Source organism: Moorena sp. SIO3I6 (assembly GCF_010672095.1).
This window is the reverse complement of the sequence record NZ_JAAHHU010000080.1, coordinates 1-25,075: the sequence shown is the minus strand read 5'-3', so window position 1 is coordinate 25,075 and position 25,075 is coordinate 1. Positions and strand designations below refer to the sequence as shown.

The following is a 25,075-nucleotide window of genomic DNA, read 5'->3' as shown; positions in this document are numbered from 1 at the left end:
TGCCGTATTTTGGTAGATTGCCAGATCCAATAAGCTACAGGAGTCTCCTTGACTCTGATTGACTTACGAAAATTTGCATGTTGATGATTAGCGCTGTTACTCCCTCAGGATTTACTAGGAATTTTAATCCTAAGAATTGTGAGTCAAGCAGCGCTTTAAGTTATGGGGGTATGGGATTCAGGCAACTAGCATACTTTATAGTATATAGATTATACCATATTTTTGAAATTATCCAGAAATATTTAAACTATCTTCACATTTATTTGAACAAAATCGCGACGCATTCCCCCACCTGGGCGTAGACCACGCTACGCGAACGCAAAATCAAAACACGTTTTCATAAAACCTTATTTTTGGGCTGAATAGAAATATATGGGTAGATTCAGGTAACTAGCATTGTACAAGAAAATACCAACAATTATGAACCTTCAACAAACCCAATTATATCAACGCCTTCAGGCATTTTCTTTAGATGACCCTGATGCTAAATTTCCCTTTAGCAAGCGACTAGCTCGGGAAAATCGCTGGAGTTTTAACTACACTCAGCGGGTAATTGAAGAATACAAGAAATTTGCATTTCTAGCAGTAGTAGCTGACCATCCCGTCTCCCCTTCTGACCCAGTAGATCAAGTGTGGCATCTACACTTAACCTATACCCATTCTTACTGGGGGGAATTTTGCCCAAACATTCTACAAACCCCCTTTCATCATCTGCCTAGTGGTGGTGGTGCCAGAGAAAAGTCTAAATTCGACGATTGGTACAGTAAAACCCTAGCCAGCTATCACTATTTCTTTGGGGAAGCACCACCATTAGATATTTGGGCACCTGCTGATATTCATGTTAGTCAGGATGTCAATTTTGTGCGGGTAAACCCTCAGCAGCACTGGATTTTACCTAAAGTTAATTGGTTTTGCCCCCCTGCCCCCCAATTTTTCGGTGCGACCCGTGGCGAATTTAATTCGCCAACGGAAAGCGCACCGGGAGGGGTAATGATGTCAAAGTCCCCCAGAATTGGGGGATTTAGGGGGCACTTACCTAAGGTTAGTTTAGAGTCACTCCCCAACTTCAGCCTCAACCAATACGCGATTGTTTTCCTATTGTTCGTCTTGGCAGTAACCATCACAGGTTGTCAGTCATTAGCCTTAGTCAATAGCGCAAATCCACTTAATTTTACAGGACCATTATTTCTCAGGTTCTATCTATTGCTAGTAAGTGCTGCGGTAGTCTTGGCCTACGGTTTACGTTGGTATTTACGACAACCAGCTTCCGCACCCTATGGCAAATCGGTCTCTCTCGATGCCTATGAGACAGGCTATTTAGTTGGTGGTCAACAGCGAGCTGTCGATACAGCCATCGTTAACCTTGTGCAGAGTGGACATTTAAAACCTGTGCCTGAATACCGAGGGCTAGAATTAGTCAATCCTTTGGTTTACAAAAATGATCCCCTTGAGTTTAAGATTGATAATGGTGCTAGAACTGGTAAGACCATCACTCCGATCAGAAGAGCCGCTAGATCCGCTACAAACCAAATACGCGATCGCTTAACCGATCTCAATCTCTTACTTACAAAAGACCAAGCCCAATCAGCCCAGCAATATCCCGCACTGCCTCTGTTTGCTGTCTTGCTCCTAGGAATCAGCAAGATTATAGTAGGCATTTCGCGACATAAGCCAGTCGGTTTCTTGATCATACTGTGCGTCATCACAGCAATCATTGGTTTGTTCTTTCTGGTTGTACCAGTCAACCGTAGTCGTTATGGCGATACTGTATTAGCAAACCTAAAAGTTAAGCATCGGATGCTGCAAAATGCTCAAAACAATTCTCAACTAGCCCTGGCATTTGCTCTATTTGGTAGTACAGTTTTGAGCCAATATGGTCTAGAAGACTTGCTAAAGGTATTTAATCCTCCCAGCCATTCTGGTAATAGCGGTGGCTTCGGTGGCGGTGGCTTCGGTGGCGGTGGCAGTAGCTGCGGTGGCGGTGGCAGTAGCTGCGGTGGCGGTGATAGTGGCTGCGGTGGCGGTGGCAGTAGCTGCGGTGGCGGTGATAGTGGCTGCGGTGGCGGCTGTGGTGGCTGCGGTGGCGGCGACTAAAGAGTGATAGCGGTTCCCGCGACTGTGAGGTACATCTTGATCAGCCCTACTAGGGGAAAGCCATTTCTTGTGTACCTCATCCAACCACAGAACCGCTCTATTTGATCGTTATCCTTGTCTTCCTTATGGTGCCAAAGCATTGCTTGAGAGTGACTTTGATGATTGCTTTTGGCTCACCGTTGTTCATCACAGGAGGTCTCTTAGCAAAATATTTAATGATGCCATACCTCAAGGCCAAGCTAGGGCACTAGCTGAATTTTACGCATCAAAAACACCACCTACAGCTCAAGCAGAATCTAAGGAAGCAGTACCCGAAACGCCCAAGCCAGAAGCAAATCAGCCCCCTGTAGAGCCGAGCGCATTATCTGAAGCATCACAGATAGAAGCAGCACCCGAAATGACCCAACCACCAGAAGAGATTCAACCGCCAAAAGAGTCGAGCCAGCAACAGCAATGGGTGGACAGTCTAGCGCCAGACCTAGCTCAACTTTTGTCAGACGTGCGATCGCGTAGCGTGACCTACGGTCAATCGCCCTTATTTTGCTTGATACGGCAGAGATGAATGGTGCAGATTGATTTTCAGATCACCGTTTTCATCGCGAACATAACCAAAAGAGTATTCTACCTTGATCTCGCTACCGTCTGTTTTGGTGAAAAAATACTCACCCATCGACATGGCTGTATCGCAGTTGGTAATAATTCCTTCATTCTCAAAGCGCACTTTATTATAGGGCGCAAGAGCAAAACCTTTATCTTCGCTGATGCTGCCGCCGACAAAATAAGACAAAGCCTCTTTCTCCGTGCCTCTGAACGGATCATCGCTGGCCAGTGTTGGTTTGAACAAAACCGTACCAAGATCATAAGCATAAAGCCTGTCAAGAGTACTTTGTGCTTCTGCTTGTGGGCTTTCTGCCTTGCCAATGGCGACAATGGCTTTGCCCCAGCTTTCCTGTGCAGCTAGAACATCGTTTTTTGTGACAGGATTTTCGCATGGCGCAGCCTGTGCCCTTGGCGTACCACCAACGTTCGTGCAACCAGTCATTGTGGTTACTGTGGATAGGATTAAAAGTCCAGAGAAATATGGTTTCATGGTGATCTTTTTCTTTTACTTTTATAAGACTAGGCGTAAATCTCAGTACAGGACAAAAGTTGCCAACAGAGCAGCGTGGGCGTAGCGCAATCGGTGCTTTTGAATAAAAAAAGCTGTTCGCGCAGCGTGAGCTTTAGCTCACCGCTGTTCCCTTAGCTTGGTCTACGGCCAACGGCTGACGGCACATCAAGTAGCCTGAGCCAAAAGCTCACGGCACCTCAAGCAGCGTGCGCGTAGCGCATATGCTGAGGTTACAGAGTTCGATATCAAGCTGCTGAATCCAGATTAAGCTGTTTAAGCGATCTCAACTCTGTAGCAATACCACAAATACTGTACCACTATTCCTCTCACATAATCCCAAATAATTGGGGTAAGTCGCTGATTTGAAATCTCCTCGACTTGAAACGTTGAGGATTTTGGGCTGATGGTGTGCAACCCTTGGCTAATCGCTGTTAGTTTACGACATTTTAGCACAGCAACGTATGTATTTTACATTACATTTACAAATATTTACATTTAGGCTAAAATTGATATAATAAAACAGCAATATCTATCGGGAAATCAAAAGCTGTTCAGGATTCAGCCAAAACTGTTACGTGATCATAACCTCTGGGAATTCTATTAGAAAGTCCTAGACAGGTTGATCTGACGTTACTTAATCCGGAACCAACAGCTCAACTGTTGAAGTCAAGCATATTCCTCCAACGGATCTATTTAGCGAGGGGTTCAGACTCGCTTTATTGAAATTGTTACGGATGTCCCTAAAGATTATACCTTATGAATATTACCATATGAATATTACCATTATTGGTTGCGGTTATGTTGGCACAGCTCTAGCAAATTTCTGGCATCACCAGCAGGGTCACCAGGTTACAGCTACCACTACTACCCAAGAACGGGTAGCAAAGCTGAAGGAAGTCGCTTCACAGGTGGTGGTGATGAAAGGGGATGATACCCAAGGGATGCAGTCGGCACTTATTGATCAAGACACTATCGTCCTGAGTATTGCCCCGATCAGTAATAGGCAAGTTGATGCCAACTTCTACGAAGCCACCTACATCCCCACCGCTAGCAATTTGGTAGCAGCTTTAGCAGATAATCCCACAGTGAAGCAGGTAATTTACCTAAGTAGTTGCGCCGTCTACGGTAACCAACAGGGAGCATGGGTAGATGAAAATTCTCCTATCGTTCCAGCCAACGAACATGGTCGGGTTTTGTCTTTGACGGAACATATTTTATTAGGGGCAAGCAGTGAAAATTGCAACGTCTGTATCCTGCGCCTTGGGGGGATTTATGGTCCCGGTCGTGAGTTAAGCAAGCGGTTTGAGCGACTGGCAGGCACGACGCTTCCTGGCAGTGGCGATAACTTTATCAATTGGATTCACCGAGACGACATTGTTCAGGCCGTGGAATTTGCCCGACGAAACCGCTGCCAAGGTATCTACAACCTAGTTAACGACCTCAAACTCACGACGCGGGAGCTGACTGATCAAATATGCGATCGCTACAATCTCCCCAAAGTGTTATGGGATTCCTCACAACCTAACTTCCGAACCAATAACGCCCGTGTCCATAATCGGAAGTTGAAAGTTGCTGGTTATGAGTTGATTCATGCTCAAACCTTGATTTAAGCCCGCTGAACCAGAGAGGGCCAAAGCAGTTTCTACGACACCAGGAACATAGTCAAATTCGACAATTTTACCGATGGTGCGAAAACGTCCCAGGTCTTTCGGGTCAAAATCCAACATGCTGACTTTGTGACCGAAAACCCCTGTCTTTTCATCGACGACAATATCGCTGCCCTCTGTGGTTTCGGTAATGGAATTCATCCATCGTTCCAATTCTTGTTCATTAGACTTCGCGGCAGAAGTCGGGAACAGGGAACAGGGAACAGGGAACAGTGGACAAGAATTGACGTAAACACTATCATAAAAATACTTTTGCAAGAGGTCTATTGATTTGAACCCCCAATCGGTTCGCGGATTCAATGACGCGGTTCCGTGCATCTGCGGTTTGACCTGGTGTTGTACTCATGTGGGATATCCTGAATATATATAATTGATGATCAAGGATCACAAAGGTTGAAGAAACTTAAGACTTTGTTATCTTGCTAAAGAGCTTGGGCCTTGATTTTACTAGGCTCGCAATGCAAGACAATAAGTTAAAAGCAGTGTCAAAGGCTAAATTCTTGGCTGCTTTTTCAGGAAGAGTATCTAGAAAGATATCATATTTATGAATGGTTGCAAGTAAGAGATCAAATTTATTTACAATCTCTGTACCAATGCAGATAGGATGGGAATATTTCTAACCCAGTTGCACAGCCCATCTGGTAAGAGTCGCCCATCTGGTACTAGTAAACCTTTGGGACAAATCTAATCATCAAACCCAATGGAAAGTGCATTGTCAACAATCAAGCGAAGCGATGCAGTCGGCTAAAGGCGATTGCCACGGGGCTTTCAAGGTGCCGACACAGGTTTGGCACCCAAACCCAAAACCATGAGCGACTGCATCAAGACAAGGCAGGGTTTATGGAGAACTCTCCCTGCTTATCCAACAAGATGCGTTTCCCCTACGATAGGCGGCTAGAGTAATTATCAACTCTTGAGCTGGTCAATATAAGCCTTAATTGCAGGTAGTGCTGTCATCTTTTCGTAGAAGAAATTGTTGACAATATTCATTACCTCTGCTTGGGCTGCGTCTACTTGGGGACCAAGGGGAACCCCCTCCTCCTGACGGCTGATGCAGCGGGATAGACGCAGCAGATGGCGCACGATCTCCAATTCCTCTTCCCCTTCCAAGACCTTGATCACTGACATAATCAGTTCATCAGTCTGATCAAGAATGCTGTCGATATCAAAGACGGTGCTTTTTTCCGTGGCTTCTTGAACCGTTTTTACCAGGGCGTGGACTTGATAAAGTAATGCCGCCGGTTCGTCAAAAAGTTCCCGCAGGAAGGCAGCTTCCTCATACTGCCCATTCAGCCGGAATATATTATACAAACGTTTGGCAGCTTTGCCATAGTTGAGATGATCTTCCTTAACATATTTTTTAACTTGGTCTTGCAACGCCGTCACGTAATCATCCATGACATCGCTGGAAACCTGCTTCACCAGTTTGTTAAAGATGGGAGCAGATTCGGCATCCAGGTAAACCTCTTGAAAATAAGCGTCTAGATAGCCGTCTAAGGGAGTGATTGTACCATCGGGAGCTTCCCAGGTCACATCCAACATGTTGCTAGCGTTGGCCAATTGACCGCGCACTGGATCAGAAATTACCCAGTCCAGCTTACACCAACCGGGATCGTCGGCTACAGAATCCCAGGTGATGATGACAGGATTTCCTTCAGAGTCCCTCGCTTCTATCTTTCCAGCCACAACTTCGTCAGAAGACCACGCGATCGGTGAGCCTTTGCTACAGGGGCGTTCGTTGCAGATAACGTCTTGGGGATAGCTACCAAATTTCAGTTCAATGAATTCAAAATTGTCACCCGACAGGCTGTTGATTGCTTTCTCACGCATAATTCGAGCTAGAATCTGGCAAGCTTCAGCCTTGGTGGGGGCAATAATATTCACCCGCTCGAAGTAGTCACAGTCTCCAGGGTGAGTTTGAACCTTGGATTGAGCGGCTGAACCAGAGAGGGCCAAAGCAGTTTCTACCAGACCAGGAACATCGTCAAATTCCACAATTTTACCGATAGTGCGAAAACGCTCCAGGTCTTTCGGGTCAAAATCCAACATGCTGACTTTGTGACCGAAAACCCCTGTCTTTTCATCGACGACAATATCGCTGCCCTCTGTGGTTTGGGTAATGGAATTCATCCATCGTTCCAATTCTTGTTCATTGAGTTGAACTCCCAATCGCTTGGCGGATTCAATGACGCGGTTCCGTGCATCTGCGGTTTGATCTGGTGTTGTACTCATATCGGATATCCTGAATATATATAATTGATGATCAATGATCAGAAAGGTTAAAAAAACCTAAAACTTTGTAGTCTTGCCAAAGAGCTTGGGTGTTGATTTCACTAGGCTCGCAATGCAAGAGAATCAGTTAAAAGCAGTGTCAAATGATAAATTTTTTTTTGCTGCTTTTTCAGAGAGTATCTAAAAAAGTATCATGTATCTGAATGGTTGCAGGGAAGATACCAAATTTCTTTACAATGTTTTTAGCAATGCAGATAGGATGGGAATAGTTCTCAAAGTTGCAGCCCATCTGTTACGAGTAAACCCTTGGGAGAAATCTAATCATCTAAGAGGATGTCTGAAAAGTAATTGGCTACGCCAAACGTCTAAGCATGATCAGAAATCTAGGCAACTCGAATCATAGTTTCAGAAGTCGCTGGTAAGACTTCATAATCTTTGCGCTCGACGACGACACCAATTAAACCAACCGAAAGTCCGTTCCACGACCCAACGTCTTGGTAAAACTTCATTTCCTTTCACGGTATCTGAGCGCATCACAGTTTCTTTTATCCAGCCATAGACATCCATCACCCACCTCATAAAACCTTCACCTCGATAACCGCCATCAACCCAAATTTTGATTAATCGGTGAAATCTGTCTCTAAGTCCATGGAGTTGGTCGAACAATAATTTGGCTCCCTCTCGTTCTGGTAAAGAAGCTGCACTGACGGCTACAACCATTAACAAACCATGGGATACCACCACCAGATGACGCTTACGACCTTTAACCTGTTTGGCAGCATCATAGCCCACTTCCAAATGAATCATGGTTGCGGTTTCTACTGATTGGCTATCAAGAATCGCTGCACTCGGACGCTTGTTGATGGTCAACGATTACCCGTACCCATTTTCGTAACTGTTCGTGAATTCTCTCCTAGAGACGAAACCTGATTGTTAGTGGAGCCTTATTCAATAAGTTTTAAACTTTTTCTGCATAGCCTGCCAACCATAAAGGCTCCACTATCCTTACGGTAACTTTAAGCCCAATCACCACTGATACGCCATTGCCGAAAGTAATGATAGACTGTCTGACCTTTGGGAAAATCGTGAGGTAACAAGACCTATGCACATCCTGCTACCAAGACATAAAAGATGGCATTGACTACTGAGCGCATCTCTACGCTTAATGGACGACCTCCCGGCGCAAGCTGGTGGTATAAGTGTTTCGAGTAATTGCCATTGTTCATAGGTTTTATCGGTACGATATGATTGATTCATTATTTTACTCTCGTTATCTGTCTTTTATTGCTATGGACAGCTGATCGTGACGAGAGTTTTTCTTTTTGCGATCTGCTTGCAGCCGCGCCGATGCGCGTACGCGCATTTGTGTTTGCGATCGCATTTATTTTTACTTTTCAGACATCCTATAAGGGAATGCCAACAACCAAGATTATCGTAATGCTCTCTAGGTGTAAGGATTCAGGTGTGGGGAGAAGGGATAAGGGAAGGAGCTTCGGGCAAGTGACCAGCAACAGCCATGAGAGCTTGCTCAAAGAAATCCATCACCGAACGTCCCTGAAAACGACAAGTTTGGACTGGTCGTGTAGTAAATTAGCGGTCTGCTCGAATCGTTGGAGGGAACTTCAGCCACCACGTTCCCTTACGCCTAGTTACCGCCAAGCGTAGAGACCTTTCGGCGCTTTTTATTATCCGGTGGGACTTGGGGATGGTCTAAAAAATACCACCATTGGGAGGCAATCTCAATGAGAGAGCGCAAGAGTTTCCCCGCTTGCTGCCCCAGCAGCAACAACTCCAGGTTTGAACCGTTGTCTGTATCTTCGTTTTGAATTCTCTTACCCACTGATGGGTTACGGTTGAATCTCCAGTTTGTTGCCAGAGACGATAACGGCCTGCATGCTTCATCAATCAGTTCAACTTTGGCTTCCCCAATCGCTCGGTTGTGAAGTAATGGTTGTTTGATTAACCTGAGAAAGTGACGGCGCAGATGGGCGCTTTCACTTCTGTTGATCATTGACCGATAATAGCCATTGTAGACACTGTAATCATCCGTAATCAGAACCCCGTCATAGGTCTGTCCCAACTGGCTAATCAGTTCCCCTCGCGAGGGTGTATCTCCAGCCATGTTATAGACAGAACTCGGGATGGCTCAGTACCCAGAGCCATTCTTTAATGCCCTTGACCGCCCACGGCGTTTCATCCACGTGCAGTAGGGGTTGTTCAACAGCCACCCAGGTTCAATGAGCCTCAACGCTCCCTTGGCTTGCTGTTGCTAGTCGTTGGTTGGTGTTCACCAACGTTCCCACTCCAATATTGATCCCACCGAGTTCCCACAACATCTGAAGTTGTTTGGAGTAAGGCAGATGTCCGTAGTTTCCCAGCCATCCCAGTAATCCTTGCAACCGCACGCCCAAATCAAGTCCAGGGGTCAGAAGTTACCGTAAGAATAGTGGAGCCTTTATAGTTGGTAGGTTATGCGGCATAGGGTTAAAGGTTTGTTAGTAAGGCTCCACTATTCTAAGGTTTCATCTCCGGGATGAGCGAATCAGGCCACGGTACCGTAGCTCTTACCCCACATTCAATACACTGACAATAGTGGCGTTGATATTCTACGATTTCTATGGGTCGCTCCACCAGCTGAGCTACTTGTTGAGTTTCGACTTTGACGCAAGGGGTTTCCATCAGACTCCCACCGCAGGAAGGGCATTGCTGGGGACTAAGTATAACGAGCGCGGTCTACTCGTCCAAACCCAAAGCGGGTCTTTCCTTTGTGTCCAGGCTGCCCTCCGGGTTTCTTTTTGCCTGGACTCTCGGATTAATCCTGCAAGTCCTGCTTCTTTTCGGACTTTTTGAGCAAGTCCGTTGATGGTGGATTAGATGAGTTTTTCGAGTCATTGTCTCGGCTGAGTTTGAGTCTTTCTATTTCTTCAACCAGACTTTCGATCAGTGAGTGCTGTTGCTAATCGCAGTTTTTTTTGCTCCACTACCAGCTGCACCAGTTCTTCCGTAGGACTTCTGGTTATACAGCAGCTGTGTCTGGGGTTAGTGAGAAGCTACACATTCTTCTGATGATTCTCCAGCTCCATCCCGGACTTTGTCAAGCCCCTACCTGAATCCTTACGGTATGATAAACGCTATATCTCTGATTGTGATCAGAAGATACAACAACCTTAGTATAACCAAAAAATTTTGTCTTATTGACATCCTCCCACCGCTAAATCTTTGATTATAGCGGGGGATTCCTAAGACTCACGACTTAGGTTTCTGCTTCCTTCTCCCTTTTTTTGGAGTTTTTCGCACCAGCCCTCCGAGACTTACTCTCTTGAGGTCTTACGGTCGCTCCACAGACTGACACGGCAAGCCCTGCCGCCAAGATATTAATTGATGCATTAATATCGCGATCGTGGTGAGTATTACAAGATGGGCAATCCCACTCCCGAATACTCAGGGGTAAAGATTCGACGCGATTGAGGCATACAGAACACAACTTGCTACTGGGAAACCATCTGTCAATAGAAATAGCTTTACGGCTGTACCACTCTGATTTATATTTGACCTGACGGATTATTTCCCCCCAGTTAGCATCACTGATCACCTGAGCTAGTTTTTGATTTTTGACCATGTTTTTCACCGCTAAGTCTTCAAACGCAATCAATTGGTTTTCTTTGACCAGTTTAGTGGTTAGCTTGTGAGTAAAATCTTTTCTAGCGTCCTTGATTTTTGCGTGTATTTTAGCTACCTTTAATCTGGCTTTGTAACGATTATTGGAACCTTTTTGTTTTCGTGACAAAGCCTTTTGATATTTGGCCAGTTTTTTCTTGAGTTTTTTGAAATGTTTGGGATTAGTGATTTTATCCCCGTCACTGGTCGTGATTAAACTAGTAATTCCTAAATCAAAACCAACTTGTTTATCCGTCACAGGCAAACTCAAGTCTCTATGATCATTAAACCTGATTGAGATATGCCATCGATTAGATGGATCTAAGTTAACTATAACGGTAGTTGGTTCGCAGTTTATAGGTAATTGACGACTCCAACGAATAGGCAAAGGTTCTTGGCATTTAGCAAGATAGATCTGACCATCTTTCCATTTAAATGCCGATTTGGTAAATTCTGCACTACCACCGTTGCGTTTTTTCTTGAAGTTGGGATATTTGGCACGACCTGCAAAAAAATTAGTAAAAGCAGTTTGAAGATGTCTTAACCCCTGTTGAAGTGGAACACAACTGACTTCATTTAGAAAAAACAAGTCATCCTGTTTTTTCCATCCTGTCAACATTGAGGAAGTTTCTTTATAACTGATTCGTTTTTGGTGTTCATACCATCCTTTTGTTCTAGCGCATAAGGCTTTGTTGTAAACAAGTCTTACACAGCCTAGAGTTCTCCTCAACAGATTGTCTTGTTCAGGATTTGGGTAAAAACGGTAACGGTAAGCTTTTTCAACCATGCTTACATTTTAAAACATTCCATGTGAATTGTCAACTGAACACAACTGCTCGTCCTCCCTTTCCTCTCACCGTTAAGCCTTCGGCTATAACGGGAGTCTCCAGGGAGGCAGAAAGATAACAAAGTGTAAAAGTAGTTTACCCGATCAACCATCAAGTATCAACCATCAAGCTTCCAACCTTTTAATCTGTCCTGCTTGCACTGAAAGAATCTGAGACGAATTCAGCCATTGGGAATCAAAAGCTCCCAAGTGAGTAGTAGTAATCAAAGTCTGAAACCGATCCTGAATAGCATCCAACAATAAATTTTGCCGATTCAGGTCTAGTTCAGCTAATACATCATCTAGTAACAACAGAGGTGGCTCTCCCACCACTTCTTCAATCAGCTTCAATTCAGCTAACTTAAGCGCTAATACCAACGTTCGCTGTTGACCCTGAGAACCATAGGACTTGGCTGGAGTCTGATTAATGGTAAACTGTACATCATCCCGGTGAGGACCGACTAGGGTTCTCCCTTGATGAAATTCAGGAATAGAGTACTGTTGGATTTTCTCTAAAAAAGCCTGCTTGACTAGATCGGGGTCATCTTTGGAAAGACTGACATTAGGGGCATAGGTAATATCCAATACCTCTGTCTTGCCACTAATACTAGCGTGCCATGCTTGGGCTATAGGAGCTAACCGTTTTAGCATTCTCTCTCGACGGCGGGTGACTCGTGAGCCAGCAGTAGCCAGTTGGGCATCCCACAACCCTAGCTCCGCATTGTACTGCTTGGATACCGATGCATCAACTTCCCCTTCTTGTTGAAGTTTACGGATTTTTTTCAGCAAAGCATTGCGCTGTCGCAATACCTGGTTATATTGCTGCAAAATGTAAGCATAAATTGGTTCGAGCTGAGTCAGAATTGAATCGAGCCAGGCGCGACGCCGTTCTGGTGCTCCTCGCACCAGTTCCAAATCCAGGCTAGAAAACTGTACCGCATTGAGAATACCTAAAAAGTCCAACTGCCGACGCAAGGATTCTTGATTGAGAGCAACAGTACGTCGTCCTTGAGTGCGCAAGGTTAATCCTAGTTCTACTGAACCATAGGTTCGTTCTAGAGTAGCCCGAATCTCCGCAATGGGAGTAGTTTCTAAGACCAATTCGCGATCGCGTGCTGACCGATGACTCTTTAGGGTAGAGAGCAACTCTACTGCCTCTAGTAGATTCGATTTCCCCTGAGCATTATTACCCAGTAAAATTGTCTTGGGAGCATCGAAGTTAACCAGGCAATCCCTGTAGTTACGAAACTGTCGCAGGTGTAGGCTCTTAAGGTACATCCAATGAAGGTTACAGGTTGGGGGTTAGCAGGTTGGGGGTTAGCAGGTTGAAGGTTAGCAGGTTGAAGGTTAATCGGTTGAAGGTTAAGAGGTTGAAGGTTAAGAGGTTGAAGGTTAAGAGGTTGAAGGTTAAGAGGTTGAAGGTTAAGAGGTTGAAGGTTAAGAGGTTGAAGGTTAAGAGGTTAAAGGTTAAGAGGTTAAAGGTTAAGAGGTTGTTTGCCCAAGGCATCTCTTGTAGGGTTGGTTAGCTGGTTGAAAGTGAGCAGGTTCTAGGTTAGCAGGTTCTAGGTGAATAGGTTAACAGCCTTAAGATGAGAAGTCTGATATCAACTAAAAAAATCTCTAACCGTTTAATATTTCACTTTCAATCTGCAACCTTCAACCAGCAACCTTCAACCTCCCAACCTTGGCCTTTGGCCACGCTACGCGAACAACCTTCAACCTCCCAACCTTGGCCTTTGGCCACGCTACGCGAACAACCTTCAACCTTCAACCTCCCAACCTTCAACCTCCCAACCTTCAACCTCCCAACCTTCAACCTCCCAACCTTGGCCTTTGGCCACGCTACGCGAACAACCTTCAACCTCCCAACCTCCCAACCGACTAACCTTGAACTTTTCCCTTGCCATACCAACGAATAAATAATTTCTCCAGCTCAACCCAAACAAATAGTGACGTACTAAAGCCAAGACAGACAGCGAATTCCATGATAGTCAGAGGTTCAGTGCCAAAGAAGTCTTGCAAAAAGGGTACATAGACCAGTAGCAGCTGTAAGAGAGTAGTCACAGTAACTGCCAACAGCAAATAAGGGTTAGATAATGGGTTTAATTCCAGAGTAATGCGTTTGTTGGAGCGGACTGCGAGGGCATGGCCCATTTGAGCAATACATAGGGTAGTAAATACCATTGTCTTCCAGTGAGGGAAGTATCCATAGGCAATTGCCATTAAGGTAATGTTGAAAATGGCAAAGACAATACCAATGCGCACCATATAAGACCCCAACCCTCTGGCAAAAATACTTTCCCTAGGACTAAAAGGCGATCGCGTCATCACATCGGGTTCTGCTGGTTCCACAGCTAGGGCAAGAGCGGGTAAACCATCAGTGACTAGGTTCATCCAGAGAATTTGTAAGGGAGTGAGGGGAACATCTGGTAGTCCCATGATCGGGGCTGCGGCAATAGTTAATACCTCACCGATGTTACTGCCCAGGATGTATCTAATAAAGCGACGAATATTGTCATATACTGTCCGACCTTCTTCTGTGGCAGCAACAATGGTGGCAAAGTTGTCATCTAACAGCACCATATCGCTGGCTTCTTTACTGACATCGGTTCCGGTAATTCCCATAGCAATACCAATGTCAGCTTGCTTGAGAGCGGGTGCATCATTCACCCCATCTCCGGTCATGGCAACAAATTTACCCCTACCCTGGAGTGCCTGAACAATTCTGAGTTTGTGTTCCGGAGCAACACGAGCATAAATGCTGACTTGGTCTACCTGTTCCTCTAGATCGAGTTGGGAGAGCTTTTGTAACTGCTGACCAGTCAGTACCTGATCACTTTGATTAGCAATTCCCAAATCCTGGGCAATCGCTCTAGCGGTAAGTTTGTGGTCTCCGGTAATCATAATCGGACGAATTCCAGCATTCCGGCAACGCTGAACTGCTTCTCGTACCTCTGGGCGTGGAGCATCCAACATTCCCACTAACCCCAACCACACCAACCCTTGCTCTAAGATTTCATGGTCTGCTTCTGGAGCTGATAAGCTATCTAGGGACTTATAGGCAAAACCTAGCACTCGCAAACCAGCCCCTGCCATTTGGTTATTCTGTTCCAAAATCTGTTGCCGCTGCTCTTCTGTCAAGGGTTGACACCCTAGAGTTCCTGCTGCTCTGTCATCATTATGTACTGATGAAGTACAATGCTCTAACACCAATTCTGGAGACCCTTTGGTCAACATCATGTAACCGGTCAGTTGTGGGTTCTCGGTTGTTCGCGTAGCGTGGCCGAAAGGCCAAGGTTGTTCGCCTTTGGTGTTCGAGTAGCCAAGGTTAGCAGGTAGGTTAGCAGGTTGAAAGTTATCTGGAGAACTATCCCACTGACAAATCACGCTCATACGCTTACGCTCAGAGGAGAAGGGAATTTCATCCACACGGGAATACTGTTGACTCAGAGGTTCCTTATCCACACCCCCTTTACCAGCCAGAGCAATTAATGCTCCTTCTGTGGGGTCTCCTAAAATCTTCCACTCCCCCTGTTCATACTGCAAGATGGCATCATTACACAGAGCACAAGCTAGAAGTAGGGGTTCGAGTTCGGGATACTGTTCTGTAGTAATGGGCTGATTGTCTAGGAGAAATTCCCCTACAGGTTCATAACCATTCCCAGTCACCTGAATACTAGTGTTGAGGGTATCCACCCGTTGCACAACCATTTTGTTTTGGGTCAGGGTACCAGTTTTATCAGAACAAATGGTAGTCACACTTCCTAAGGTTTCCACTGCTGGTAGTTTGCGAATTAGAGCATGACGGCGTACCATTCTCTGGGTTCCTAGGGCTAAGGTAACAGTCACCACCGCTGGCAAGCCTTCTGGAACTACAGCAACTGCCATACTTAAAGAAACTTCTACCAGTTGTTGGAACACACTCAAGTCCCAACCGCTTACGCCCAAGCCAATGATAATTACTAGTGCTACTAGCAACAGCGAACCGGTTACCAAGACTTTTCCCAGCTGAGACATGCGCTGTTGCAGAGGTGTCGGTTCACTTTCCACCCCTTGTAGCATCTGGGCAATTTTACCCAGTTCCGTATTCATCCCAGTACCAGTAACTAGGACTTTACCTCTGCCTTGGACAACTTCAGTTCCCTGAAAAACTAAATTAATGCGATCGCCTATGGGAGTATCTTCCGATAGCTCCACCTCTACGGTTTTATTGACAGCATTAGCTTCCCCAGTCAGTGCAGATTCTCTGACCTGCAAATTCGATGCCTCGATCAGCCTACCATCTGCTCCAACTTGTACCCCAGCTTCCAGCAACATGATGTCCCCTGGCACAAGCTGTTGACTATCTATCTCTAAGGTACGACCATCCCGCAGCACTCGTACCTTAGGGGATGCCATACTTTTCAGGGCTGCTAGGGCTTTTTCAGCACGGCTTTCCTGGAGATACCCGAGGATGCCATTGAGAATCACGATTGAGAGGATAGCAATCGTATCTTTGAAGGGGAATTCACTGGCCTTTTCTGAGGCTTGTTGCAGATTGATCAGATCTAAAATCCCGGAAACTATCGCTACTGCAATCAGCATCAGCAGCATGATGTCCTTGAATTGATCAAGGAACATTGCCCAGGAACTGCGCTTTGCTTTTTCCTCTAGCTCATTTAAGCCATAGTATTCCAACCGCTGTGATACCTGTTGAGAGGTCAAACCGGCTTGAGGGTCACAGCCGGATTCTGCTAAAGAATTTTCGACAGATTGGGTGTACCACGCTTTTAACGGGTCAGGCAATAAATTAGAATGGGTCAATGGATTCACCGGGAATGTTTGCTTTTAGATGATATTCATTCGATCATAAAAATTTCCTAGGGAGTTTGGAAACCAAGACTATAATCGAATCTAGCGCAGCAACATAGCACCCGATGTAGGAAGTGAACATCTGTTCTTCTATTCAAAGTCTGTATTCTAAAGATAGGCAGTTGGCGCTAATCCTAGTAATTTAGTCAGTATTTGATCAAGTTTTATTGACTGTTGACGCTCACGGTTGCCCATTCACCGTAATCGTCAGAGTTGAAATAGTTTAGTATTGATAGCGAACATTAAAGTAGAAGCCCTCATCCTGGGCATTGTTACTGCGATCATCCAAATCAACCAGAGGAATGCCATAGTCAAGTCGCAGATTAAGCCCTGTCACTGGCTGCACAATTAGCCCTAAGCCAATACCCGCTAAAAACCGTTGTGACGGTAACGTATTAGGATTGTCAGGGTTATTCCAGACATAACCCATGTCGAAAAACGGAATTAGTTGTAATGTGGGGTGATCGTCTACATCTCGATGTAAAGTGATACGGTCTTCAATAGAGAATCGTAATCCATTGTCCCCTGCTCTAATATTTTGACGGTAGCCCCTCAGGGATTGACCACCGCCAAGCAAAAATTGTTGGGGAGGCAATAGGCTATTGGGGGTAAGCTGAACCTCGGTTCCCATAATTAAGAAATTATCCTCTGAGAGAATCTGCAACCGCTGTACTTGGCCTAGCCAGCGAAAAAAGCGTCCATCAGGTATAGGATCGGGGTTGATAGTGGCATCAAACCAGCCAGTTCCCAGACTCAAAAGCGATCGCAAAAACCAAGTTCCCTCCAAATCCCGACGTAGATACTCTTGTTCAAACTTAATCACGCTCAGGGTAGTCGAGCCATTTTGATCTGGACCAAAGCCAAACCCAAGAGGCTCATCACCCAAAAAAGTCTGACCATCTCTATAACTGAACCCTAGAGAAAGAGCAAATTCTTCCCGAGGTGTACGGTACAACGGCTGACGAAATCGAATTTCATACAGCTCAGATTCTCCCTCAATATCAAAAACATTGAATGGTGCTTGAGTCACCCGATTACGGTCGATCACTGTTCGCAGTTCTAAGGTACCATTGCGGGGATTGAGGGGAAAGCGATAGCCAAAATCAAAAATATTAGACCCGCCAGTGGTCGAACGACGATAAGTGAAGGAAATTTCATCCCCATTGCCAGTTAGGTTGAGATGGCGAACATTAAAGCTCATTCGTTCAGAACCAATACTAGGAGGTGAGTAGTTATCAACCCCTACACTTCCTTCAAACGGATTAGCTTCCACAACACGAACAATCAGAATGCTCTGTCCCACTTTTGTTCCTTTGCGCAGGCTGGCTTCTATGCTGTCCAACTTTGGGTCAAGCCGTAACAATCGTAATTGGTTTTCCAAATCAGTAGTATTGAATGGTGTTCCAGTCCCCAACTGGACACGGCTGCGGATATAGTTGGGATTGAGGCGGCGTGTTCCTTCAACTTCGATCTTTTCTATACCCCCTTCTATGACACGAATTGTAACAATGCCCTTGGTAATGTCAATTGTTTGATCGGCAAGAAGAATTGCTCTAGTGTTAATATAGCCCTGCTTGAGGTAAAAGGTGGTAATATCATCCGCGACTTCTCTTAGTTGTTCAATAGTCAGGGAGCGTCCTAGATAGGGTTGTATGATCTGCTGAAACTGCTCTGGTGAAAAGATGGTGCTGCCAATGACTTCGATTTTATCAACTTGAATGGTTTTAGAGTCAAAAGCAGTTAGTCTAGCAGGTGTATTGGGTTTAGTCTCTAGTAGAACTGGTCCTTCTGAATCTGATAGTATGGGCGCTAATAGTTCACCTATCTGATTTTGATAATTTCCATCAACCAATTTTACTGACTCCTGAGCAGTTTTATTCTCCTGCTGCTTAAGCAGAAGGTTACTTGCTCTTAGAGATCTATGATTGCTTGGCAAAGAAGTTAGGGTTACTGCTAGGGCATCATTACAACTGGTCCAGGCAATTATTAAATACAACGGTGTAAATTTATTTTTATTTGATATTAATTTCTTTAATAAATACTTTATAAGCACAATTTTAATTAACATCTGATGCCAAAGCAATCCGATCTTCGAGCGCATCGGGTTTTTTATTCTCCTTGGGTGGGGATATCTGGCTCTTCCGTACCTGTTATGCTAAACTGTTAGCTTTGATGAACTCAAATTACTATCATGTATAGCTTTAAGGTTTTGATAATTATTTTTTACTATAAAATTTTAGCTAAACCCACAACCTCCTTATTGTATCAACAGTTTAGATTGGGTTTGTGATAATTTAGCATACTCAAAACGGAAGAGCCGGATATCTAGGGATTTTGGGTGACAACGAATTGTCCAAACGTAAACGCCACTAAAAAGCCTAACCCTGATTAGTTCAAAAATTACAAAAAACTATCACCATCGTCTCTCGCAGTTATAGCTTATATCAAATTCGTTTAATTACCCATAATCAAAATCTCTACCTTGTCTGACCGTGTGGTGGGTTTTCCGGTGTCAGTCTAGCCCGTGGGTATTCATACCGAGTTGCATTCAAAGATAGTAGATTGGTTGGATAGGGAGATAGGGAGATAGGGAGATAGGGAGATAGGGAGATAGGGAGATAGGGAGATGGGGAGATAGGGAGATAGGGAGATAGGGAGATGGGGAGATGGGGAAATTGGCGGAAGAGAAAGTTGTACGTTTGACCGCAACTTGGTATCAAGCAGACTTGAGATGAGTTGTTATTCTCTTCAAACCACTTGCGATCATAACCAATTAATCACACTTGAGGTGCGACCCGTGGCGAATTTAATAATTAGATGCGGAAAGCACACCTAACTAGTTTGAGCTTCGCGGCTTAAGAGGGATGGGTAAAGGCAAGTTTTGTCAAATTCTTGGCGTGACTAGAACCAGGGAACTGACTCCTATTTTCCCCAAATCCTTTCAGTCCACAACCCACACCCGGTCTAGTTTTTATCCTGCTTGTCACTCCCTCAGGTGCGACCCGTGGCGAATTTAATTCTTAATGGGTCAAGCGCACCTATTGACTCTTGGCAAAAAAATCCCCCGGCTAGTGTCGGGGGAACTCCTTAGAAGTATGAAGTGTGAATTCTCAGGTTATTATAGGCCAATGCTGCTTCTTGAACTATATACAAATAGTTAGTATCTAGCTATACTAACTATTAGATTATTGGTATCAAAAGCTACAACTGATCCTGGTAACTATAAAACTTTGATATTATAGCATATTTATGTTTGACTTTATCGAACCCATAAATAAAAGGAGATTCAGAACCGATACTTTTTAGCTACCAAAGTCTACCAAGAGAAACTTTAGCCCGCCAATGCAAGCTGATTGCTCAGCCAGGGGGTATCTCCGCGCTTCACGAAGAAATATTCCTCGTGCGCCATCATAAAAGTGCGTCAACCAGATCCAATGTCACTACAAAACCCTTGGTTTTCGGGAAATTTATTTAATTGTGAGACAAGGTCATGGCACTAATTTCATAGTTAAAGTATAGCAAATTACTTGAGGTTTTGGCAAGCTTTGTGATACTTTTGCCTACTGTCTACTAACCTCATCAACCCTGAGTCGTTGAACTGCTAATGGTATCGTACCATAGAAGCTGACGCTTCGCTTCGGTAAAAGCTGGTTTGGCTGACCCCACCCAACTTATAAAGTATAGGTGTAAATTATGGGTGGGGACTGCACTCACAAATTTTCTTCAACTGAACACGATATCAGTATGGCATGATGGCTTCTCGCGGATTAACTTCATATGGATTGAGCGAGTTTCCTTGCCATCCACTGACACTGCCATGATTGGGTAGTCAATCACACCATCCTGGAAAGACATCTGGAAGCTGAAGGTACCGTCTGGGTTAATCTTAATCGGACGTCCATCAATAGTAAGGGAAGCACGAGGATCAGTGGTACCATGGATAATTAGCTCAGCATCTACGACTAAGGACAATTCCGGAGAACGAGCGGGGGGAGCAGAAGCATTGAAACCAGCTCCCGACATATTTGGAGAAACCCACTTACCAATACCCGAAGGGAAAGCATTGGAACTTATTACTGACCTTGGTAGTTGCTGCATAGAACTATAAAGAGAACCAGCTACTCCCTCAGCTTCCACAGATTGAGTCATGCCAAAGATTTCCCCATAGATAGGTCGATCACGAATTTCCGAGCTACTCCCATTAGCTGTCTGGCTAGGCGGCACAAGTTTTAGGACAGTCTTACCCTGTAGATTATCATCCCAGTTGACCGTGACGAATTGGTCTTCCATCCATTTAGAGGGATAGGCAGGGGGAACATGGATAGGTGCTGAACGGGCAAGAACTAGCCATTGACCATCTTCACAGCGATAACCAATTTCAACTACATAGTCGCGATCGCTAACTGGCATGGGTAGATACCATTCTCGCGCTAGCTCATCACAGGGATATTCTTGGATACTATGGGGACTTTGATAATCCAGTTTGATTGCGGTAACATCATAGAGCCTTAGAGCGAGTTGTTGACCTCCATGAGAGCGCAGTTCTTGTTTATGTTCATAGGGAATATCCCAATAGGCATAAGACCAATGTGGATCACGAGGCATTAGGACAATCCGGCTTTCACCATAACCTTCTGGTAGCTCTGCTAATCCCTCATCAACAGAAACTAGAGTATCACTAGTCGGCTCTTCTTGAGCTAATTCAAACTTGGTTGATTCCACATTCGGTTGTGCCTCAATTATCGGCGATGGAGTGGTAGACCTTTTGTGACGTTCTATTGCTTGAATTTCCGCCAATAAGCGTGCTTTCCGCATTCTACTGTATCGAGATATACCATATTCACTCGCGACTCTACGTAATTGCCGTAGAGTCATTTCTTCTAGGGGAGTTCCTTCTTTTGCCATGATTTATGTTCTATACGTTGTTAGGTTGCCTGATAGATTACTGATGTCAATCTTGAGGTGCGACCCGTGATGGCGAGCAATCCCTTGACCGTAGGTCACGCTACGCGAACGCCATTACGGAAAGCGCACCTAATTAAAAAAAGTTTTGGTTGCTATGAAACTTACCATTAGGTCAGACCTGACTAAAGTTTTTATCCTTCTTGATTCCCAGATTTTAAAGGCGCGACCCGTGGCCGCGAGGGATTGCTCGCGGCCTAGGAGGCGCGCGCCTTGAGGGAAATTACCCGTCTACTGCTTATTCGAAACTTCAGTTATTTTTTATACCTAAAATCTGGTAAAGTCAGCCATCGATAATTTGGTTAAATACTAACAAACCAACATTTTTATGGGATCCTCTGATCAACTATATATAACAAGGAATTTTTTGGTCAGGTCAAGGGGTAAATCAGGCGATTTTCGGTAAATTCACGCATTTACCAGAAAATATGGACTCAAAATGTCATGAAATTATCACATCACTCCTCAGGTGCGACCCGAACGCGCCCCGCGTCGGCTTTGCCGAAAGGCGCGACCCTAGGCCGGGGAACCCGGCCTAGGAGGCGCGCACCAAAGCGCGAATTTAATTCTTAATAGGTCAAGCGCACCTAAGGACTCAGTCATCAATATTATCAACTTAGCTACCATAAATGATCTGTAGCCAAGAAGGATAAAACTCTGATCTACTTATCATTGAAATTCCTTATTAATCATTTATCTCTCAGGATTGATGATAAGCAACACTATATGACTACTTTCCTCAGCGGTGAGCGAAAAGTGGCAAGCCAAAGCTAATCGCATCATCAATCATCGACAGGAATAATCATTAGTTTTCCCTTTTCTTTTCGACAGGAATTAACTGGTCAGATATGTTTTTAGTTATCTTACCATCCAACCTTTAATTAACCACTGACCCCCTTGGCGTACTAACTCATACTTGACTCTTAAGTTGTCATTACTCGAAGCTGCCGGACTCAGAATACCATCTTGATATACCTTTGCTTCCTCCTTGACCGCAGCATCTATCACAGCTTGATTAGGATTCGATGTGTTAGTCTCAACTGAGTTAATTTTGACGCTGTGCTTGTAGAACCGGTAAGAGTTATTGTTTTTAGCCGCTTTAGCACTTTTTCGCCAGACAGACAGAGCTGGCTCAGCTAATATTTTATTAAGTTGCCCTACGTCATGTTTTTCTCCAAAGGCAAGTTTCTTAGTGTTTAGCCAGGTTTCGATGACTTGCTGAGCCGTTTCTTGATTTAGAGGACCACTTGGAGCGATCAGCTCACTGCCGCTCGGAGGAATCGGGACTGGAGGTTGGTCAAGCTGCACAAAAGCTTGTTCTCCCTCTAAGGGTGGTGTTGACAAACTTTTAAGAGCTTTATTGAGCAAAATCAGCAGGATGCCCAGTCCTAGCAAACCTAAAAGACTCAGGAAAATCAGACGTCTTAGTTTAGTCCCTGGTTTGAATCGCTCTGGTGAAGGTTCCATAGGATCAGGGGATGAATGATTCAGACTGCTCCGCTGACTTGAGGAGTCTTTGACCAAAGAACCGCCTCTAGACCAACCACCTGAGGCAGTTGAATTTTGACTATCGAGGGTTTTGCCTGACTTGCCCCCACCCATAAAACTACCTAAGGATTGACGCCTACGACGCCGCCCATGACTCCGCAAGCCTGTGGTTTTTGACTCTAAGTCCTGATGAGTTTGTGCTTCTGAGCCATTTGATGAGTGGGACATCCCTTGAGCTGTAGGCAAAGTTGATACCCCATTAGTGGTGAAGCGATCGCTATTGACCCTGCTTTGACTAACACCGTTTGCCAACGCCCCACTTGGCCACCTTGACCCCACCGTTACTGGTTCTGCCGTTGTCTGTGAGCCTTGGCCATTGCTGAATCTCTCTTGCCCCAGGATGCTTTTAGAAGAGCCTACCGTTGCATAGCTGGTTGTTTGGGAAGGTACAACCGTCCACTGATTGCTAGTTTCCTCAGATGAATCTGGTAAATTTTCTAGATAGGCTTGTACTTGATCATCAGCAAAGTATTCCTTCAAAGAGACCTTTTGATTCGCCAAATCCCGGAAGTGGGGAAATACAGATTCTTGTAGCCAACGCTCTCCGTAGAGGCATAATCCTGGCAATAAGTCTGGGGAATTTTGAGAATGTTCCCGAATGAAAGCTAGAGGTTCGTATTCCTGGCTCAGTTCCAAGGCACGACTGGCTTCTTCCGTTTGGCCGAGAAGCAGAGCACACACCCCTTGTTCTAGGTGAACATCCTGCCGCTTACCCAAACGCATCAGCATTTTCTTGGCACGAGCAATCAAAGCTGGTTCTCTGTGAGCAAATCCCCTTGCTAGTAAGGCGTAAACAGCTAGGTATGTAGCAACTGCTGAAGGGCGTCGTGCTTCAGCTTCAAATAAGGTTTGCTGTTGGTTGGAGGTAAGATAGCCTCGCAACTGTTGGATAAAGCGGAGAAAGTCATCAATCCCTAAACCAGATTGGTCATTACCAGTGCCATCGATACCTCGACGCTCCTGTAACATTTCTTGGAGCAACCGCAAGCCTTTGCGCCGCTCAATGGCTTTTTCTTCTGGCAGGGCTAATAATTCTAAAATCCGATAAGGGCGAAGTTTATAGAGGTCTGCCTGGATTTCCCCTCGAACACTCGGAAATAAGCCTTCTTGTAGAAGTAATTGTTGTCCAGTTTCTAGGGACATAGCTGCGTTTTCATACTCCGCTTGCTGCCATTGCTCTCGACCTAGCTCTAAGCAGGCAATAGCTAAGGTCAAAACCACGTCGGGTTGAACAAGTTGGGGATCCCCCAATTTCCCCTGACTTAATCCAACGCTGTCACCTTTTTCCAGTAACGGTTGCGCCAGTTTTAGAACCAGTTCGTATTCCCCAAGTTCTTGAAGAATCAGTAAGCTTCCGAGTAATTGGTCGTTATCAATTTCAATCGTAGGAGTGTGAGCTTCGACGGTTTCACCTGTTACTGTTTGATTAGTACCAGGAGCACCCGCCACTGATGGGTGTTGCTCTTGGAGTTGATAAGCTTTGGCAATCAAGCCAGCATCGTACTCCTCTCTTGTTTCCGGGTCACTCAAAACCCCGTAGGCTTTTTCAAGGAGTGTTTTACGAGAGGCTATTGCTGCTTCCGAATATTCTCGGCGCGGTAGTTGTAAGGTACGATCACGATAGGCTTGGCTGAGCTGTTGGGCTGTAGCCTGAATCGGCAATCCTAATATGCGGTAGTAATCGAGCGGAATGCGCACGGTTCACTTCCCCAGCTTTTCGAGCAACTGAATGAGTTGATGATAGCCCATATCGTACTCCCTAAACTGGCTATAGCTATTTATCTGTCACTTTAAAAGACACAGTATCGCAGCTAACCGGTTTTGTCGAGTCCCTAAACACTATTAATTCTAGCAACTAGGGTGGATCATCTTCTTTAATTAACTTTAATTAAAGTAAACAGTATTTGGTTGTCAAGGAGTAGTGTGATTTTAATTCAAGTCAACTTGACCTAACTATTACCTCTAGGCTTGACCTAGAAGATAAATTCTGGAAGATAAACCCTGTAGGCTTGAGTGAAACTTTATAATAGCTTTGCTTAAATTGGCTAAACAAGTAGTTTGGCTAAATGCCAGTATAGTGTTGGGACAAGTATAGGACAAATTAATGGCTCAGGAAAGAACTTTACC

The 25,075-nt window shown here is 44.9% G+C and carries 18 protein-coding genes and 2 pseudogenes; 4 read left to right on the top strand and 16 right to left on the bottom strand.

What is annotated here, in order from left to right; translation table 11 throughout:
- Positions 1-420 precede the first annotated feature (420 nt).
- The gene (locus tag F6K49_RS21670) at positions 421-2,094 is read left to right on the top strand and encodes a TIGR04222 domain-containing membrane protein (protein ID WP_293099961.1); all 1,674 of its coding nucleotides are present in this window, start codon (positions 421-423) and stop codon (positions 2,092-2,094) included.
- Positions 2,095-2,161: 67 nt separating this feature from the next.
- Positions 2,162-2,656 (top strand): hypothetical protein, encoded by a 495-nt coding sequence (locus tag F6K49_RS21665; RefSeq protein ID WP_293099958.1) that lies wholly within the window; start codon positions 2,162-2,164, stop codon positions 2,654-2,656.
- On the opposite strand, the gene F6K49_RS21660 is transcribed toward F6K49_RS21665, so the two are convergent.
- A complete protein-coding gene (locus F6K49_RS21660) occupies positions 2,630-3,184 on the bottom strand; it encodes a hypothetical protein (RefSeq protein WP_293021289.1) in 555 nt (184 codons plus the stop codon). The genes F6K49_RS21665 and F6K49_RS21660 overlap by 27 nt on opposite strands.
- A 791-nt stretch (positions 3,185-3,975) precedes the next feature.
- Between F6K49_RS21660 and F6K49_RS21655 the strand changes: the two genes are divergently transcribed.
- Positions 3,976-4,815 (top strand): SDR family oxidoreductase, encoded by an 840-nt coding sequence (locus tag F6K49_RS21655; RefSeq protein ID WP_293099955.1) that lies wholly within the window; start codon positions 3,976-3,978, stop codon positions 4,813-4,815.
- Here F6K49_RS21655 and F6K49_RS21650 read toward each other — a convergent pair.
- The 10 genes and pseudogenes from F6K49_RS21650 to F6K49_RS21605 all read right to left on the bottom strand — a co-directional run bounded on the left by F6K49_RS21650 (position 4,720) and on the right by F6K49_RS21605 (position 13,094).
- Positions 4,720-5,130: a hypothetical protein gene (locus F6K49_RS21650; RefSeq protein WP_293069181.1), complete on the bottom strand. Its 411-nt coding sequence runs from the start codon at positions 5,128-5,130 to the stop codon at positions 4,720-4,722. The genes F6K49_RS21655 and F6K49_RS21650 overlap by 96 nt on opposite strands.
- A gap of 648 nt (positions 5,131-5,778) precedes the next feature.
- The gene (locus tag F6K49_RS21645; protein WP_293021292.1) at positions 5,779-7,104 is read right to left on the bottom strand and encodes a hypothetical protein; all 1,326 of its coding nucleotides are present in this window, start codon (positions 7,102-7,104) and stop codon (positions 5,779-5,781) included.
- Between the two features lie 426 nt (positions 7,105-7,530).
- A complete protein-coding gene (locus F6K49_RS21640; RefSeq protein WP_293069180.1) occupies positions 7,531-7,974 on the bottom strand; it encodes a transposase in 444 nt (147 codons plus the stop codon).
- Between the two features lie 167 nt (positions 7,975-8,141).
- Positions 8,142-8,361, bottom strand: a pseudogene (locus tag F6K49_RS21635) (transposase); the annotation flags it as partial.
- 388 nt (positions 8,362-8,749) lie between these two features.
- Positions 8,750-9,226, bottom strand: a complete 477-nt coding sequence (locus F6K49_RS21630; RefSeq protein WP_293083412.1) for a transposase — start codon at positions 9,224-9,226, stop codon at positions 8,750-8,752.
- A 112-nt stretch (positions 9,227-9,338) separates the two neighbouring features.
- Positions 9,339-9,509, bottom strand: coding sequence for a hypothetical protein (locus F6K49_RS21625; protein WP_293099949.1), 171 nt, complete (start codon positions 9,507-9,509; stop codon positions 9,339-9,341).
- Positions 9,510-9,672: 163 nt separating this feature from the next.
- A pseudogene (locus F6K49_RS21620) lies at positions 9,673-10,073 on the bottom strand (DUF6444 domain-containing protein); the annotation flags it as partial.
- A 284-nt stretch (positions 10,074-10,357) separates the two neighbouring features.
- A complete protein-coding gene (locus F6K49_RS21615; protein WP_293069175.1) occupies positions 10,358-11,548 on the bottom strand; it encodes an RNA-guided endonuclease TnpB family protein in 1,191 nt (396 codons plus the stop codon).
- A gap of 165 nt (positions 11,549-11,713) precedes the next feature.
- Positions 11,714-12,865 carry a DNA replication/repair protein RecF gene (recF, locus tag F6K49_RS21610; RefSeq protein ID WP_293099946.1) on the bottom strand — a complete coding sequence of 384 codons (1,152 nt, stop codon included), beginning with the start codon at positions 12,863-12,865 and terminating at the stop codon, positions 11,714-11,716.
- Between the two features lie 10 nt (positions 12,866-12,875).
- A complete protein-coding gene (locus tag F6K49_RS21605) occupies positions 12,876-13,094 on the bottom strand; it encodes a hypothetical protein (RefSeq protein ID WP_293099943.1) in 219 nt (72 codons plus the stop codon).
- Positions 13,095-13,271: 177 nt separating this feature from the next.
- Between F6K49_RS21605 and F6K49_RS21600 the strand changes: the two genes are divergently transcribed.
- Positions 13,272-13,472: a hypothetical protein gene (locus F6K49_RS21600; RefSeq protein ID WP_293099940.1), complete on the top strand. Its 201-nt coding sequence runs from the start codon at positions 13,272-13,274 to the stop codon at positions 13,470-13,472.
- Here F6K49_RS21600 and F6K49_RS21595 read toward each other — a convergent pair.
- The 5 genes from F6K49_RS21595 to F6K49_RS21575 form a co-directional block, all read right to left on the bottom strand.
- Positions 13,469-16,399, bottom strand: coding sequence for a cation-translocating P-type ATPase (locus tag F6K49_RS21595; RefSeq protein WP_293099937.1), 2,931 nt, complete (start codon positions 16,397-16,399; stop codon positions 13,469-13,471). The two genes, F6K49_RS21600 and F6K49_RS21595, sit on opposite strands and share 4 nt — an antisense overlap.
- A 262-nt stretch (positions 16,400-16,661) precedes the next feature.
- Positions 16,662-18,434 (bottom strand): ShlB/FhaC/HecB family hemolysin secretion/activation protein, encoded by a 1,773-nt coding sequence (locus F6K49_RS21590; protein WP_293021299.1) that lies wholly within the window; start codon positions 18,432-18,434, stop codon positions 16,662-16,664.
- A 536-nt stretch (positions 18,435-18,970) separates the two neighbouring features.
- A complete protein-coding gene (locus F6K49_RS21585; protein ID WP_293099934.1) occupies positions 18,971-19,147 on the bottom strand; it encodes a hypothetical protein in 177 nt (58 codons plus the stop codon).
- Positions 19,148-20,161: 1,014 nt separating this feature from the next.
- Entirely contained in the window at positions 20,162-21,343 is a 1,182-nt protein-coding gene (locus tag F6K49_RS21580) for a DUF4912 domain-containing protein (protein ID WP_293099931.1), read from the bottom strand.
- Positions 21,344-22,258: 915 nt separating this feature from the next.
- Positions 22,259-24,646 (bottom strand): IMS domain-containing protein, encoded by a 2,388-nt coding sequence (locus tag F6K49_RS21575; protein ID WP_293099927.1) that lies wholly within the window; start codon positions 24,644-24,646, stop codon positions 22,259-22,261.
- Positions 24,647-25,075 lie beyond the last annotated feature (429 nt).

Bases quoted from the DNA above. Each gene is read 5' to 3' on its own strand.
- F6K49_RS21580 (WP_293099931.1), bottom strand. From the start codon at position 21,343: ATGGCAAAAGAAGGAACTCCCCTAGAAGAAATGACTCTACGGCAATTA.
- F6K49_RS21660 (WP_293021289.1), bottom strand. From the start codon at position 3,184: ATGAAACCATATTTCTCTGGACTTTTAATCCTATCCACAGTAACCACA.
- F6K49_RS21655 (WP_293099955.1), top strand. From the start codon at position 3,976: ATGAATATTACCATTATTGGTTGCGGTTATGTTGGCACAGCTCTAGCA.
- F6K49_RS21615 (WP_293069175.1), bottom strand. From the start codon at position 11,548: ATGGTTGAAAAAGCTTACCGTTACCGTTTTTACCCAAATCCTGAACAA.
- recF (WP_293099946.1), bottom strand. From the start codon at position 12,865: ATGTACCTTAAGAGCCTACACCTGCGACAGTTTCGTAACTACAGGGAT.
- F6K49_RS21645 (WP_293021292.1), bottom strand. From the start codon at position 7,104: ATGAGTACAACACCAGATCAAACCGCAGATGCACGGAACCGCGTCATT.
- F6K49_RS21630 (WP_293083412.1), bottom strand. From the start codon at position 9,226: ATGGCTGGAGATACACCCTCGCGAGGGGAACTGATTAGCCAGTTGGGA.
- F6K49_RS21670 (WP_293099961.1), top strand. From the start codon at position 421: ATGAACCTTCAACAAACCCAATTATATCAACGCCTTCAGGCATTTTCT.
- F6K49_RS21605 (WP_293099943.1), bottom strand. From the start codon at position 13,094: ATGCCTTGGGCAAACAACCTCTTAACCTTTAACCTCTTAACCTTTAAC.